Raw genomic sequence first — 14,685 nt, 5'->3', positions numbered from 1 at the left:
GCCCTGCCCCGGTTCGCGCGGCCCGCCCGCCCCATTGATTTTCCCGCGCCGCTGACGCAAACCGGCAGGCGACACGGCAGGGGGCGGACATGACACGGATCGACGATACCTTCGGGCGGCTGAAAGCCGAGGGGAAGAAGGCTTTCGTGGCCTATATCATGGCGGGCGACCCCGACCTTGCGACCTCGCTTCAGGTGATGAAAGGGATGCCTGCCGCGGGGGTGGACATCATCGAACTGGGCCTGCCCTTCACCGATCCGATGGCGGACGGCGAGACGATCCAGCTTGCGGGTCAGCGGTCGCTGGAAGGCGGGCAGACGCTGGTCCGCACGCTGGACATGGTGCGAGAGTTCCGCCGCAGCGATGCGGTGACGCCGATCGTGCTGATGGGCTATTACAACCCGATCTATTCGCGCGGCGTGGACCGTTTTCTGGCCGAGGCGAAAGAGGCCGGGATCGACGGGCTGATCGTGGTGGACCTGCCCCCCGAAGAGGATTCCGAGCTTTGCCTGCCCGCGCAGGCGGCGGGGATCAATTTCATCCGTCTGGCCACCCCCACGACCGACGACAAGCGGTTGCCCAAGGTGCTTCAGAATACCTCGGGGTTCGTTTATTATGTTTCGATCACCGGGATCACCGGGGCGGCGGCGGCAAAACCCGCCGATGTCGCGCCTGAGGTGGCCCGGATCAAGGCGCAGACCGACCTGCCGGTGATCGTGGGCTTTGGCATCAGCACGCCGGAAGCGGCGCAGGATATCGCGGCGATTGCCGACGGCTGTGTGGTCGGCTCGGCCATCGTGAAGCTGGTGGGCGAAGGCCGCCCGGTGCCCGAAGTGCTGGACCGCGTGGCGGCGCTGGCGGGCGGGGCGCACGCCGCCTGACCGGCAAGCCGGACCGGACGGGCCGCCCGCGGGGGCATCGAACCCCCGCGGGCAGCGTTGCCACGGAAGATGGCGGCCTGCCGCCCTTGCAGGATGCGTTGATCTGGCGCCGCAATATCGGTAAGGAAACATGACCAGTTCCAGCCGGAGAGCGCCCATGCCCGTCATCACCTGCATCGACGACCTGAAGCGGATGCACCGTCGGCGGACGCCGAAGATGTTCTTCGACTATTGCGAAAGCGGCAGCTATTCCGAACAGACCTTCCGCGACAATGTCTCGGACTTCGGGGCGATCCGGCTTCGGCAGAAGGTGGCGGTGGACATGGCCGGCCGCTCGACCGCGTCCAAGATGATCGGCCAGCCGGTCGCGATGCCGGTGGCGCTGGCCCCCGTGGGGCTGACCGGGATGCAGGCGGCCGATGGCGAGATCAAGGCCGCCCGCGCGGCGGAAGCCTTTGGCGTGCCCTTCACGCTTTCCACCATGTCGATCTGCTCGGTCGAGGATGTGGCCGCCGCCACCACCAAGCCGTTCTGGTTCCAGCTTTACGTCATGCGCGACGAGGATTTCGTCGATCAGATGCTGGAACGGGCGCAGCGTGCCAGCTGTTCGGCGCTGGTTCTGACGCTGGATCTTCAGATCCTTGGCCAGCGTCACAAGGATCTGAAGAACGGGCTTTCCGCCCCGCCGAAGCTGACGCTGCCGGTGATGCTGGATCTGGCCACCAAATGGGGTTGGGGGCTGGAAATGCTGCGCACCAGGCGGCGCAGTTTCGGCAATATCGTCGGCCATGCGAAGGGCGTGGGCGACACCTCAAGCCTGATGAGCTGGACCGCCGAGCAGTTCGACCCTCAGCTTGACTGGAAGAAGATCGCCCGCATCCGCGACAAATGGGGCGGCAAGATCATCCTGAAGGGGATTCTGGACGAAGACGACGCCCGCCGCGCCGCCGATTTCGGTGCCGATGCCATTGTGGTGTCGAACCACGGCGGGCGGCAACTGGACGGTGCCCTGTCCTCGATCCGGATGCTGCCGGGGATCGTGCGGGCGGTGGGCGACCGGGTCGAGGTTCATATGGATGGCGGCATCCGGTCCGGACAGGACGTGCTGAAGGCGCTGGCGATGGGGGCGAAAGGCACCTACATCGGCCGATCCTACATCTATGGCCTTGGCGCGATGGGCGAGGCCGGCGTGCGCCGCGCGCTGGAGGTGATCTGGAAAGAGCTGGATATCTCGATGGCACTGTGCGGCGAGAAGGATGTGAAGGCGCTGGGGCCCCACAACCTGCTGGTGCCCAGGGATTTCGAAGGCAACTGGGCCTGACCGGGAACTTTCGCGGCCTGGCAGGGCCAGAATCCCTTTCCATCCGGCCCAAGATCGGCTAAGGCCACAGCCCGCGACCCCATGCACCCTTGGAGGATGGGGCGCTTTACATATGGAGAACCTCAATGGCTGGTGAAATCCCGGATTTTCACGCCGAGGTACGGACGGGGACAGGCAAGGGGGCCGCTCGTCAAGCTCGTCGTGAGGGCTACGTACCCGGTATCGTTTACGGCGGTGGGCATGAGCCGCTGTCGATCAACGTCAAATACAACGATCTGCTGAACCGGCTGAAAAAAGGCCGCTTCCTTCAGACGCTGTTCAACCTGAAGGTTGAAGGCCACGAGGATGTGCGCGTGATCTGCCGCGGCGTCCAGCGCAACGTGGTGAAGGATCTGCCGACGCATGTCGATTTCATGCGCCTGCGCCGCACGAGCCGGGTGAACCTGTTTATCCATGTGACTTTCGAAAACCACGACAAGGCCCCGGGCCTGAAGCGTGGCGGCACGCTGACCGTGGTGCGTCCGGAAGTCGAACTGGAAGTGACCGCGGGCGACATCCCCGATCACATCACCGTGGACCTGACCGACCGCCAGATCGGCGACGTGATCCACATTCAGGACATTCCGCTGCCGGAAGGCGTCGTGCCGACCATCGCGCGGAACTTTGTCGTGGCCAACATCTCGGCTCCGTCGGGTCTGCGCTCGACCGACAACGAAGACGAAGCCGAGGGCTGAGTCCGGACGTTTTCCGGATACCGGCAGGCGCCGGGTCCGATCCTATGATGTCAAGCGCGTCGCCCCGGCGGCGCGCTTTTCATTTTGGCCATTTCATCCGCAGTCGATGTGGCTGCGCCCAAAAATCCCCCTTGGGTAAAAAATCCCGGGCAATGCATCGGGTTGGCGGGTCATCCGGACTTGAACGGGGGCGTGTTCCGGTGTCGTCCGGCTTGACGGACCGACGGCGCCGCGTTGAACTATGGGATGACACTGCCATGAACGATCAGACCCCCGACCGCTATGTGACCTTCCTTGGCCTTGATTGCGACGCCAAGGCCGACCGGATGATGGAGGGGCTTGCCCGGCTGATGGCCACCAGCGACTCGCGCTGGGTGGGCTATTTCGAACTGAAGCTGGCCGAGAAGCAGCGGATGGCCACCGACAACCTGCATTTCATCGGCAGCCAGATCAACAGCCTGCGCAGCTTCATGGAAGAGATCGACGACCAGGATGCGCTCGATCTGCTGTGGAACATCGAACACAACTGCTGCTGAGAGGGTCAGCCCGGCCCCCCAAGACCCAGCGCCGGGCCGGTCAGCGCCAGCACCGCATCGACGCGCGCCGCCAGACCGGCGGCTTCTGGCGGGGGGGTATCGGCATGGGTCAGCCGGTGCAGCACCTGTCGGTTCAGCGTGGCGCCGATCAGGATCTCGCCCAGACGCTCGGGGTCGGCGGTGCGGATCTGGCCGCGGTCGGCCATCCGTGCCAGCCGGCGCGCAAAGGCGGCGCTGATCCCGTCCATGGCGTTTTCGTAAAACAGTCGCGCCACTTCGGGGGTCGAGGTCGCCTCGGCGATCGCCAGCCGGGTCAGCGCGATCTGACCGGGGCCAAGGACATGGCGCGCGATCTCGGTCAACGAGCGGTGCAAGATCTGATGCGGCGTGCCCTCGGGGTCGGGATCGGTCAGGCAAGTCATCACCGGGTCGGCGTCATAGGCCCGCAGAAGCGCCGCCAGCACCGTCAGCTTGTCGCCGAAATGCTGGTAAAGGGTGCGCTTGGACATGCCGGCCTCGGACGCGATCCGCTCCATCGTGGCGCCGGAATAGCCGTGGCGGGCAAAGACCGCCTCGGCCGCGCGCAGGATCAGGCAGGTCCGTTCCTCGCAGCTCAGAACGGGCGGACGTCCGGTTCTGACTTTGGCCTCGGTCATGGCATGTGTCCTGCGGCGGGCGGGCGGCGTGGGATCACGCCGCCGCGGCCTTGTCCGCGCGCTTGCGGCGGCCAACAAGGCCGTTCACCAGCACAAAGAACACCGGCACGAAAATGATCCCCAGAAGGGTTCCGGTGATCGTGCCGCCCAGGATGCCGTCGCCGATGGCCCGCCGCGCCCCCGCGCCCGCCCCGCTGGACAGCACCAGCGGCACCACCCCCAGCGAGAACGCCAGCGAGGTCATCAGGATCGGCCGGAACCGCAGGATCGCGGCCTGCCGGATCGCTTCGTGCAGGGGCTCGCCCCGGGCAAGCCGGGATCGGGCGAATTCGACGATCATGATGCCGTTCTTGCCGGTCAGCCCCACCACGGTCAGCAGGCCGACCTGGAAATAGACCCCGTTCGCCTGCCCGCCCAGCCACGCGCCCAGAAGCGCGCCAAGGATGCCCACCGGCATCGCCAGCAGCACCGCAATGGGCACCGTCCAGCTTTCGTAAAGCGCCGCAAGGCACAGGAACACCGCCCCGACCGACAACAGGAACAGAAGGCTCGCCTGATCGCCGGCTTCGCGTTCCTCCAGCGACAGGCCGGTCCATTCCAGCGCGAAACCGGGCGGAAGCTGGGCCACCAGCCGCTCCATCTCGGCCATCGCCTCGCCGGACGACACGCCGGGCGCGGGCTGTCCCTGCAACTCCATCGCGCGGATCGCGTTATAACGTGCCACCTGCTGCGGCCCGTAGAACCATGTCTGATCCGAAAAGGTCGACAGCGCCACGAACTCGCCGTTCGCATTGGGGATACGCCACAGCGCCAGATCGTCAGGCGCGGTCCGCGCCCAGGGCTCGCCCTGGACATAGACCCGCTTGACCCGGCCCATGTCGAGGAAATCGTTCACATAGGCCCCCGCCCAGGCGGTGTTCAGGAAATCGCCCACCTGTGCGGCGGTCACCCCCACCGCGCCCGCCTTGCGCCAGTCGATGTCCAGCCGGAACTGTGCCGCATCCTCGACCCCGTTCGGCCGGACCGAGGCGATCAGCGGGCTTTGCGCGGCCATCCCCAGCAGCATGTTGCGGGCCTGAAGCAGTTCCTCGTGGGTCTGGCCCTGCCGCGCCTGAAGGAACATGGTGAACCCGTTCGAGTTGCCCAGTTCGATCACCGGCGGCGGCACGATCGGGAACACCATCGCGTCGCGGATGCCCCCCATCAGCGCCGGAAAGGCCCGCCCAGCGATGGCCGAGACATGGCGCGACGGCTCGGTCCGCTCGTCCCAAGGCTTCAGCTTGACGAACACGATGCCCATGTTCTGCCCCTGCCCCGCGAAGGAAAAGCCCACCACCGAAAAGACCGAGTCGACATTCTCGGCTTCGGCTTGCAGCCAGTAGTCCTCGACCTTCTTGATCGCCTCTTGCGTGCGTTCGGCGGTGGCGCCGGACGGGGTCTGCACAAGGGTGATCATCACGCCCTGATCCTCGTCGGGCAGAAAGGCGGTGGGCGTGCGCTGGAACAGCCCCGTCATGCCGGCCACGATCAGCCCGAACAGCACCAGCATCAGCACCGGGCGCCGGATCACCTGCGCCACCAGCCCGCCATAGCCGCGCGTGGTGGCATCAAAGCCGCGGTTGAACAGCCGCACCAGACCCCGGCGCGAGGCATGGGAATGGTCGTTCTTCAGGATCGTCGCGCACAGCGCCGGCGTCAGCGTCAGCGCCACCACCACCGAAAGCGCCATGGCCGAGACGATGGTGATCGAGAACTGCTTGTAGATCTCGCCGGTCGAGCCGCCAAAGAACGCCATCGGCACGAAGACCGCCGACAGCACCATGGCAATCGCCACCAGCGCGCCCGAAATCTCGCCCATGCTTTTGCGGGTCGCGGCGACGGGATCCAGCCCCTCTTCGTCCATGATCCGCTCGACGTTTTCGACCACCACGATGGCGTCATCGACCAGAAGCCCGATGGCCAGCACCATGGCCAGCATGGTCAGCGTGTTGATCGAAAATCCCAGTGCCGCCATGACCCCGAAGGTGCCCAGCAGCACCACCGGCACCGCCAGCGTCGGGATCAGCGTGGCGCGGATGTTCTGAAGGAACAACAGCATCACCAGCACGACCAGAATGATGGCCTCGACCAGTGTCTTGGCCACCTCCTCGATCGAGATCTTGACGAAGGGCGTGGTGTCGTAAGGGATCTCGTAGGTCATGCCTTCGGGGAAGAAGGCGCTTAGTTCGTCCAGTTTCTCTTTCACCACCTCGGCGGTGTCCAGCGCATTGGCGCCGGCGGCCAGCTGGATCGCCATGCCCGACGCGGGCCCGCGGTTGAAGCGGCCGTTGATTTCATAGTTTTGGGCGCCGATCTCGACCCGGGCCACGTCGCGCAGCAGCACAAGCCCGCCATCGGTTTCGGCGCGCAGCACGATCTGGGCGAAATCCTCGGGGGTGCGCAGCAACGACTGGGCGGTGACGGTGGCGTGAAGCTGCTGGCCTTCGGGTGCGGGGCGGGCCCCGAACGAGCCGGCCGAGATCTGCGCATTCTGCCCCGAAACCGCCGCTACCACATCCGAGGGCGCCAGATCATAGGCGTTCAGCTTGTTCGGATCGAGCCAGATCCGCATCGCATGTTGCGAGCCGAACACCTCGACCGAGCCGACACCGGGCAGGCGGCTCATGCTTTCGACCATGTTCGAGGCCATGTAATCGGCCAGCGCCGAGGCGTCATAGCGGCCATCGGTCGACGTCATGGCAATGACCATCAGGAACCCGGCCGAGGATTTCTTGACCGTCACCCCCTGCCGCACCACCGCCTGCGGCAACAGCGCCTGCGCCTGCCCCAGCTTGTTCTGCACCTGCACCTGCGCGATGTCGGGATTGGTGCCCAGTTCAAACGTCAGGGTGATCTGCGCCACCCCGGTCGAGGTCGAGGACGACTTGATGTAACGCAGCCCGTCAAGGCCGGTCATTTCGCGTTCGATCACCTGCGTGACGGTGTCGGCCACCGTCTCGGCCGAGGCGCCGGGATAGACCGCGCCGATGACGACTGCGGGCGGCGCGATCCTTGGATATTGCGACACCGGCAGGGTCAGGATCGACAGGATGCCAAGCGCCATGATGATGATGGCGATGACCCAGGCGAAAACCGGGCGGTCGATGAAAAAACGGCCCATCTCAGTTCCCGGCTCCTGCGGTCTGCGGGGCACCCTGTTCCTCGGGGACGACGGTCGCGCCGACGGCGGTTTTCTGGAAGCCCGAGACGATCACCCTCTCGCCGCCTGCCAACCCGTCCGAAACGATCCAGCGGTCGCCTTCGGATTTCACGATCTCGACCGGGCGGGTCACGACGCGGTTCTCGGCATCGACCAGCCAGACGCTGGCCGCGCCGTGGCGATCGCGGATCACCGCCTGCTGCGGCACGGCCACCGCATTGCGGGCCACCGAAACCGGCAGTTCGACCTGCACATACATTCCGGGCAGCAACACCCTCTGCGGATTGGGAAAATTCATCCGCAGCGTCACCATTCCGGTGGTCGGCGTCACCTGCGGTTCGGCCGCAGTCAGCCGGCCGCGCAGCGGATAGGCGCTGCCATCGGCCAGGATCAGCCGCACGTCCGGGGTCTGGCGCACCAGCACGCCCTTGCCGCTGCGGCTGCGCCAGTGCAGCAGATCGGTCGCGGACTGGGTGACATCGACATAGACCGCATCAAGGCTGCGGATCGTCGTCAGCGGCTGGGCCTGCCCCGCCGAGACCAGCGCGCCGGTCGTCGTCTGCGAAAAGCCGATGGTTCCGGCGATGGGCGCGGTGATCGTGGTGCGGCTTTCGTCGATCTCGGCCGCGCGCAGTTGCGCCCGCGCCATCTGAAGCGCCGCCGCGGCACTGTCGCGCGCGGCAATCGCGGTATCAAGCCGTTGTTCGCTTCCGGTCTTGTTGCCGAACAGTTCCTCGGCGCGGCGGGCGTCCTTTTCGGCCGAGCGCAAGGTGGCCTCGGCCTGGGCCACCGCCGCGCGGGCGGCGGCGACGGCGGCCACATAGCTGTCGTCCTCGATCTTGTAGAGCGGCTGGCCCGCGGTGACGTCGCGGCCTTCTTCGAACAGGCGTTCGCGGATGATGCCATTGACCTGCGGGCGCACCTCGGCGACCTCGGACGCCGTGACACGGCCCGGCAGCACGGTGACGATCGGATGATCTGCGGCCTTCAGCGTCAGCACCGTGACCGGCGACGGCCGCCCCGCCCCCGGACCTGCGCCACCGCCGGGACCATCGGCCCGGGCCGCCGCGCTGGAAAGGGCGGCAAGGATCAGCACCGCAAGGATGCGGGAAAGGCGGGGAAGGGTCACGGGAAACTCCATCGGCGAACGGAAGTCCTTTTGGGAAACGATGTCGTTTCCAAAGTCAAGTCCTGCCATGCATCCGATCCCGAAAATGCGGCGGATCGGGCCTTGCCCGGATGGCAGGCCCTGCCCCGCTGCCCCGCCGGGTGATTCCTCTTGCGATGCATGTTGCGGCCGGCCACGACAACCCTGGCCAGATTCGACGCTATCCCGACGCGAAATAATCGCAACTGAAAGGTGTATTCGGGGGGCCGTAACGGATGGGTTCGGATGGAATATTGACATACCGACGAATGAGCCCGATGGTCTTTCGTAGGTGGGGCAGAGGATCGGGCGGCGGTGTCGTCCTGTCTTTGGTGTGTGCATCCGTCGGCGCGGATTGGCGGCGGCGTGTTCCGGGAGACGAACCGAATGACGAGACACTGGGAAGCCGCTGCATCCGTCGCAGGGCGTCCAGCAGGGTTCTTGGCGCGCCATGCGGATGCGCTGGCCGATTGGGACGACGCTTTACAGGGCCGCCATTCCCTTTCTGACGCGCTGGCGCATCTCTTGCGCAGCCTTGGCGCCGAATGTGGGCTGATCGCGCGGACGACGCCTGACATGGCCCGCCCCCAGCGCATAGCCCTTCACGACGACCGCCGAGGCGAGCCCGTGCGCCCGCTGGTGTCGTGCTTTGCCGCTGGCCAGTTCGGGCCGGCGTTGGCCGGGGCGGCACCGGGCAGCCTTTGGCTGGGCCATGCGGCGGCCTCGCCACAGCCGGCGCTGGCGGAATGGCAGGCGGCGCGCAAGATGCGCGGCTTCGCGACGCTGGTCCTTGTGTCGGACGCGCTGAGCCGCGACCATATCGAGATGCATTTCCGCACCGAGGTCACCGCCGAGACGCAGGCCGCCCTGTCGTCGCTGCTGCCGGCGCTGACACGGGGCTGGACACAGCGGCTGCCGGGGCTGATCTCGCGTGCGATCGCGCTTCAGCGCCACCGGATCGAGGCCGCAGGCCAGCGCCCGATCCTGTGCCCCACGAACCCTGCCCAGCTTAGCCGGGCCGAGTTCCGCGTCTGCCTGCTGCTAAGCCGGGGGCTGGCGCTGGACCGGGTGGCGGCCGAGCTGCGCCTGACCCGGTCGACGATCCGGGCGCATCTGCGCAGCATCCACGCCAAGACGGGAACGGGATCGCTGGACGCGCTGCTGTCGCTGCTGCTGGCCCCCGACCAGTCGGGGGAAAGGCAGTCGGCGGCCCGGCAGTCTGGGGACGGGCGGCCCCCGGTCTAGGCGGGGCTAGGCATCGCCCGCGGTCTCGGCCAGGGTGCGCAGCACCTCGGCCGCGAAATCGCGCACGTCCGGGTCGGGATCGCAGACAAGGCCCCGGACCAGATCGGTCACCTGTGGCGCCCGTGCGTAATGGGCCAGAAGCACCACCCCCAGCCGCACAAAGGCCGATCCATCCCGCGCCGCCAGTTCCGCCGCGCGCAGCATCGCGGGATGCAGCCGCTGAAGGCTGTGGGCGGCGATGATCCGCAACAGCGTCATCCGCACCTGCTCGTCCGCGCCGGCATCATAGGCCATGGCCGCGGCCAGCCCCGACACATGCGCCACCGCATCGCCAAGCGCGGCCCGGACCGCGTCCGCCTGCGGCCCCTCGATCGCGATCACCGGAATATCGAGGTCGGGTTCGTGCAGATAGCGCAGCCGCGTGGCGCCTTCGGGATCGCGGAAATCCTGCTCGTACAGGGTTCCGGTCTCGTCCTGGATCTCGGTCCGGGCGGTCAGGCCAATCGCCTCGGCCGCCTCGGCCACCGCGGGATCGGGAAAGGCCGCGGTGGGGGTGATGATGTGCATCCGGTCAGTCTCCTCCGGGGCCAAGCGCGATGGGGCCATCCAGCGACTGGACGCCCATCGAGAAATGTTCGAACACGATCCGGCGCAATTCGGTCAGCGCCTCGGACCGAGAATTGAACATCAGCCCGCGCGCCGCAACTGCCGCGGCGATATAGGCACATTCACGCTCGATCTGGCGGGCGGTCGAGCCGCGCGCCTGCCGCCCGCCCAGACGGCTGGTGTCGGCCTGCGACCAGTCGGGGTTGTCGGGATCAAGCCCCGCCCGCTGCGCAAGGTTGCGGTCGACGGCCGCCATGCGGCGGGTGGACTCTTCGCCATAGGCGGGATGGTTCCGGATCGCCGCGTCGGTCTGGCCCGCGGCAAGCTGCATCTGTTCGAACGGCATATGCGCCAGCATCGCGGGCGACCGCTGGGCTTCCTGAAAACGGATGCCGACATGTTCGGCCGCCGCCGCCATGTCGGTGCCCGGAACCGGGCCGCCGGTGCGCTGGCCGATCCGGCGCAGCGCCTCGGCAAAGTGGCGCGGGCGCTGACCGATCACGCCTTGCGCTTCGTCATAATCCAGCGCGGTGCCCGACACGCCCGAGATGGTCTGATTGCGCGCGGTGCCGTGCTGCTGGGTGCGCCGGAACGTGCCGGCGCCGCCGATGGTGACATCCTCGACCTGACCGTGCCGGCGCCGGGGCGCGGTGACATTGACGTTGTGCAGACCCGCGATGTTGGTGCGCTCGCCCACCGGGGTGTTCAGCGTGTCGCTGCCCGATCGGCGCTGTGCCGCGGTCTGGCTGCGGGTCTGGCCGCCGCGGATCTCGCGCGAGGCTGCGGCCACACGCGGGTCGCGCGCCACCTGCTGGGCGATGCGGCGGATCTCGATCAGCAACTCGTCACGCTCGAAGGTGATGCCGCCCACCACCACCTGCCCGGGGTTCACCCGCGCCTCGATGCGGAAGCCGCTGCCAGTGCGATCGATCTCCAGCGCGCTCAGCCGGTATTGCACCCGCCAGATCGCAAGGCGGGCGCGCAACAACAGGCCCGGCACCCCGCGGCGCAAGAGGGGGCGGATGCGGCCTGGCAGTTCGCGCACCGCCCGCGCCAGCCGCTCGCGGTCGCGGCGCTCGCGGTCTTCGCGTTCACGGCGGCGGCGGGCCTCGGGGGTATCGCCCCGGCGGTTGCGGTCGGCGCCGCGCGCAGGGCCACGGCGGTCGTCGTCGCGATCGCGGCGGCGGGCTTCGGCCTCGGCCCGGCGGCGGCGGTGGCTGTCCTCGCCGTCACGGCCGCCATCCCTTTCGCGGCGATGCCCGGGGCGGTCGCCGCGGCGGGCCCGGCGCCGCTCGCTCCACTGGCGGAACCGGGTCTGGATGCGCTGCACGATGCGCCCGAACGGCCGCAGGATCGCGCCCGCCACCCGCCGGATCAGCGCATCCACGCCTAGGAAGGTCAGCACCATGTCCACGGCCGCCACGATCCCATGCGCCAGCGCGCGGGCGAAAGAGACCGCCCCATTGCCGGGCTGGGCCACCGTCATCACATACTGAAAGAACGCGGTCGCGGCCGAGAACAGCGATTGCACCAGCGACCATGCCGCGCGGATTGCATCGATCACCGCCATGATCGCCCCGGCGCCGGGGATCAGCTTTACCGCAAGCTGGGTGGCCAGCCAGATCATCGCCGCCACGCCGATGGCCGGCAGCATCGCCGGCAGGTTCTCGACGAACAGCCCGATCATCGAGGTCGCCATCGCGGCCAGCATCTCGACCCAGTTCGGCGGCAGCGCCAGCAGCAACTGCAACCCAGGCACCTTCGAGAAGATCCACTCTTTGAAGGCTTCCTTCAACTGTTCCCACAGGTGGTTCTGCACCCCCTCGCGGGCCTGCGAGGCGGCGGCCGACAGGAAGGCGCCGATCCCCATCCGGGTGATCCGCGTCATCAGGCCAAGGAACTGCCCCAGCAACGCCGCCAGCGCCCGGATCGCCGCGGCGATGCGGTCGACAAGGCCGGCATTCTCGGCGCGGATTTCTTCCAGCCGGGCATCCATTTCCGCGATCGCCCGATCCCGCTCGCGGTCAAGCGCCTGAAGTGCGGCGCGCCGGCTGGCTTCGATCCGCGCTTCCATCCGGTCGAACCCTTGCCGGGCGCGGTCCAGCGCCGCGCGGGCGGCATCGTCCAGCGAGCCGCGGTTTTCCTCGGCCAGCGTGTCGATGCGGGTGCGGGCATCGGCAAGGATCTGGCGACATTCGGTCACGCTTTGCTCGATCCCGGTTTTCAGGGTCGCGATCATCGCGTCGATATCGGCGATATAGCTGGCGCGGTGGCGCTGATACAGGTCGCGCACCTCGGGCAGGCTGTTGATCGACAGCACCCAGTCGCGCGCCCGGTAGTAAAGCCCCCGCGCGCCGGTGTAGCGGCGCGACTTGAACGCCTCAAGATCGGCCCGCACGTCCGCGGCAAAGGTATCCAGCCGCGCGCCCTGCTGGTCGCGGAAGGCCTCGACCGCATCGGTCTGAAGCCGGCCGAGACGGTCGTTCACCGCGGTTTCGGCGGTGGAATAGGTGGTTTCGATCTGCTCTACCAGCGTGCGTTCGCCGGTTTCTTCGCTGCTGCGGGCGCTGTCCTGTTCGGCGGAAACCGCCTGCTGGCCCGTCTGCCGGCCGCCGATCATCGCGGTTTCGGCCTCGCCTTCGGCCGCCGACAGCGTGGCCGAAGCCACACCCGTGGCGCGGGCCTCGGTGCTGCGGGCCTCGGTGGTGGCGCTGTCCACGGCGGCGTCCAGTTCGCTTTTGTCGTCGCCGATGGCGCGCAGCGGCCCTTCCTCGGCACGCTGAAGGGTGCGGTCATCGACATCGTGACCGGCCAGCGTCTCGTCGGCGTCTTCGCGGAACTCTGACGCATCAAGGCTTGCATCCGGCACTGGCGGCGGGGTGGCCGCCCCCAGCGCGGGCGCGGCCGTATCGGGCGCGGCCAGCGGTTCGGGCTGCGGCACGGCCGGATCGGGGGCCGCGCCGGGCGGCGGACTGGACAGGCCGGCCATCGCCTGCCGGACGGGGTCGGCCTGCCGGGCGGCATCCTCGGCCAGCGTGCGGGCAAGGCCGTCGCGGGTTCCCGCCCCCGCCGGACCCGAGAAATCGTCAAGTTCCTCGATGGTTGTGGGCGCGACCGCCGCCAACCCCGAGGCCGCCCGCGCCTGTGCCGCCGCGGCATCGGGCGTGGGCACTTCGGCTTCGGCAAGCTGGCCCGCCTGTGTCCGTTGCCCGTCGGCCTCGGCCGCGGTCGCCGGCGGCTCGGCCGCGGCGCGGGCGGCATCGATCCGGGTGCCGGCGCCTTCATGGGTGCCAAGGGCTGTGGCGTGCCGATCCAGCCGGGCGCGGGCCTCTTCAGCCGCAGCCGCGCCCCGGTCGCCCAGATTGCGGCCGAAGCGCCGGGCGCCCCCACCACCGCCCCCGCCGCCGCGTGGCCGTTCGGCTTCCGCCTCGGGGGCGGGTTCGGCCCGGCGGTCTTCGGCCTCGGCCCTGTCGCGTGGCGGGCGGTCGCGCCGCTCGGCGCGGGCGGGACTGGCCGCGGGTGCCGCCGCGCCGGCCGTGGTGCCCGCGACCATGACAGATGCCGGCGCGGCCCCTTCGGCCGCGTTTGCGCCCTGCGCCACCTGTGCCTCGTCCGGGCCTTTCGGCGCCGCCGCAGGCATGGCGCGGCCAAGGCCCGTCACCTCGCCCCCGGCGGGCGAGACCCGTGCCGTCATCACCGGGGTCAGCACCGGCCCGGACCCCGGCGCCACCGCCCCAGGTTGTGCCGGCGCCTGACTTAACGCGGGCGAGACCGCCAGCGATCCCGCCCCCGGCCGGGCACGGCGCAGGATGCGGTCACGCAGGGACAGACCGCCGGTGCCGACAGTGGCCCGCCCCCCCGCCAGCACGGTCGCCGCCGCCCGGTCGGCCGCCACCTCGGCGGCCTCGCCCGGAGAGGACAGCGCCTGATGCATCTGCACCGCCCCGCCCGCGCCCGTCCGGCGCTGCTGGACGACATGCGCCAGTTCATGCGCGATCAGCGCATCGCCCGCCGTGGTGCCGGGACGGTAAAGCCCGGGCGCAAAGGCGATGCTGTTGCCGCTGGCAAAGGCCTCGGCCCCCAGCGACGCGGCCGCCGCCCCCGCCGCCCCGCCGCTGTGGATACGCACATCCCCGAAACCGGCCCCGAATCCCGCCTCCATCCGGCTGCGCAGCGGCATCGGCAGGGGGCTGCCCCCGGTCAGGCCGCGCCGGATCGTGCCAAGCGCGCCCCCCACCTCGGCCGTGACCGGCGCCGGGCCTGCGATCCGTGCCGGGGCGGCGGCGGCAGGGGTCGGGGCGGCGGTCGTGGCGACGGGCGCGGCTTTCATCAGCGGGCTCCGGCACAGGCGGGGGCCGAA

Annotated in this window: 10 protein-coding genes; 5 read left to right on the top strand and 5 right to left on the bottom strand. The window is 68.8% G+C overall.

Features of this window, described 5'->3' with window-relative positions; translation table 11 throughout:
- Positions 1-89 precede the first annotated feature (89 nt).
- The 4 genes from trpA to cowN all read left to right on the top strand — a co-directional run bounded on the left by trpA (position 90) and on the right by cowN (position 3,472).
- Entirely contained in the window at positions 90-881 is a 792-nt protein-coding gene (gene trpA / locus CRO07_RS08420) for a tryptophan synthase subunit alpha (protein WP_097030249.1), read from the top strand.
- A 157-nt stretch (positions 882-1,038) separates the two neighbouring features.
- The gene (locus tag CRO07_RS08415; protein ID WP_097030248.1) at positions 1,039-2,202 is read left to right on the top strand and encodes an alpha-hydroxy acid oxidase; all 1,164 of its coding nucleotides are present in this window, start codon (positions 1,039-1,041) and stop codon (positions 2,200-2,202) included.
- A 125-nt stretch (positions 2,203-2,327) separates the two neighbouring features.
- Positions 2,328-2,936, top strand: a complete 609-nt coding sequence (locus CRO07_RS08410) for a 50S ribosomal protein L25/general stress protein Ctc (protein ID WP_097030247.1) — start codon at positions 2,328-2,330, stop codon at positions 2,934-2,936.
- Between the two features lie 257 nt (positions 2,937-3,193).
- Positions 3,194-3,472 (top strand): N(2)-fixation sustaining protein CowN, encoded by a 279-nt coding sequence (gene cowN, locus CRO07_RS08405; protein ID WP_097030246.1) that lies wholly within the window; start codon positions 3,194-3,196, stop codon positions 3,470-3,472.
- A 5-nt stretch (positions 3,473-3,477) separates the two neighbouring features.
- Here the strand turns inward: cowN and CRO07_RS08400 are convergent, their stop codons facing one another.
- From CRO07_RS08400 to CRO07_RS08390, 3 genes are read right to left on the bottom strand one after another with little or no spacing between them, the layout of a single operon-like run.
- On the bottom strand, positions 3,478-4,128 hold the full coding sequence (locus CRO07_RS08400; protein ID WP_097030245.1) for a TetR/AcrR family transcriptional regulator: 651 nt from the start codon (positions 4,126-4,128) through the stop codon (positions 3,478-3,480).
- Positions 4,129-4,162: 34 nt separating this feature from the next.
- On the bottom strand, positions 4,163-7,288 hold the full coding sequence (locus tag CRO07_RS08395; RefSeq protein ID WP_097030244.1) for an efflux RND transporter permease subunit: 3,126 nt from the start codon (positions 7,286-7,288) through the stop codon (positions 4,163-4,165).
- Position 7,289: 1 nt separating this feature from the next.
- The gene (locus CRO07_RS08390) at positions 7,290-8,456 is read right to left on the bottom strand and encodes an efflux RND transporter periplasmic adaptor subunit (protein ID WP_097030281.1); all 1,167 of its coding nucleotides are present in this window, start codon (positions 8,454-8,456) and stop codon (positions 7,290-7,292) included.
- A 459-nt stretch (positions 8,457-8,915) separates the two neighbouring features.
- Here CRO07_RS08390 and CRO07_RS08385 point away from each other — a divergent pair, with 459 nt between their 5' ends.
- On the top strand, positions 8,916-9,719 hold the full coding sequence (locus CRO07_RS08385; protein ID WP_097030243.1) for a helix-turn-helix transcriptional regulator: 804 nt from the start codon (positions 8,916-8,918) through the stop codon (positions 9,717-9,719).
- A 6-nt stretch (positions 9,720-9,725) separates the two neighbouring features.
- On the opposite strand, the gene CRO07_RS08380 is transcribed toward CRO07_RS08385, so the two are convergent.
- Positions 9,726-10,286, bottom strand: a complete 561-nt coding sequence (locus CRO07_RS08380; RefSeq protein ID WP_097030242.1) for a hypothetical protein — start codon at positions 10,284-10,286, stop codon at positions 9,726-9,728.
- Positions 10,287-10,290: 4 nt separating this feature from the next.
- Positions 10,291-14,655, bottom strand: coding sequence for an eCIS core domain-containing protein (locus tag CRO07_RS08375; RefSeq protein ID WP_097030241.1), 4,365 nt, complete (start codon positions 14,653-14,655; stop codon positions 10,291-10,293).
- Positions 14,656-14,685: the final 30 nt, after the last annotated feature.

Source organism: Cereibacter ovatus (assembly GCF_900207575.1).
GTDB lineage: Bacteria > Pseudomonadota > Alphaproteobacteria > Rhodobacterales > Rhodobacteraceae > Cereibacter_A > Cereibacter_A ovatus.
The sequence above is the reverse complement of the archived record's forward strand: the minus strand, read 5'-3'. Positions and strand labels throughout refer to the sequence as shown.

What these genes read in the sequence shown, in the direction of transcription:
- trpA (WP_097030249.1), top strand. Translation starts at nt 90, where the DNA reads ATGACACGGATCGACGATACCTTCGGGCGGCTGAAAGCCGAGGGGAAG.
- CRO07_RS08415 (WP_097030248.1), top strand. Translation starts at nt 1,039, where the DNA reads ATGCCCGTCATCACCTGCATCGACGACCTGAAGCGGATGCACCGTCGG.
- CRO07_RS08410 (WP_097030247.1), top strand. Translation starts at nt 2,328, where the DNA reads ATGGCTGGTGAAATCCCGGATTTTCACGCCGAGGTACGGACGGGGACA.
- cowN (WP_097030246.1), top strand. Translation starts at nt 3,194, where the DNA reads ATGAACGATCAGACCCCCGACCGCTATGTGACCTTCCTTGGCCTTGAT.
- CRO07_RS08400 (WP_097030245.1), bottom strand. Translation starts at nt 4,128, where the DNA reads ATGACCGAGGCCAAAGTCAGAACCGGACGTCCGCCCGTTCTGAGCTGC.
- CRO07_RS08395 (WP_097030244.1), bottom strand. Translation starts at nt 7,288, where the DNA reads ATGGGCCGTTTTTTCATCGACCGCCCGGTTTTCGCCTGGGTCATCGCC.
- CRO07_RS08380 (WP_097030242.1), bottom strand. Translation starts at nt 10,286, where the DNA reads ATGCACATCATCACCCCCACCGCGGCCTTTCCCGATCCCGCGGTGGCC.
- CRO07_RS08375 (WP_097030241.1), bottom strand. Translation starts at nt 14,655, where the DNA reads ATGAAAGCCGCGCCCGTCGCCACGACCGCCGCCCCGACCCCTGCCGCC.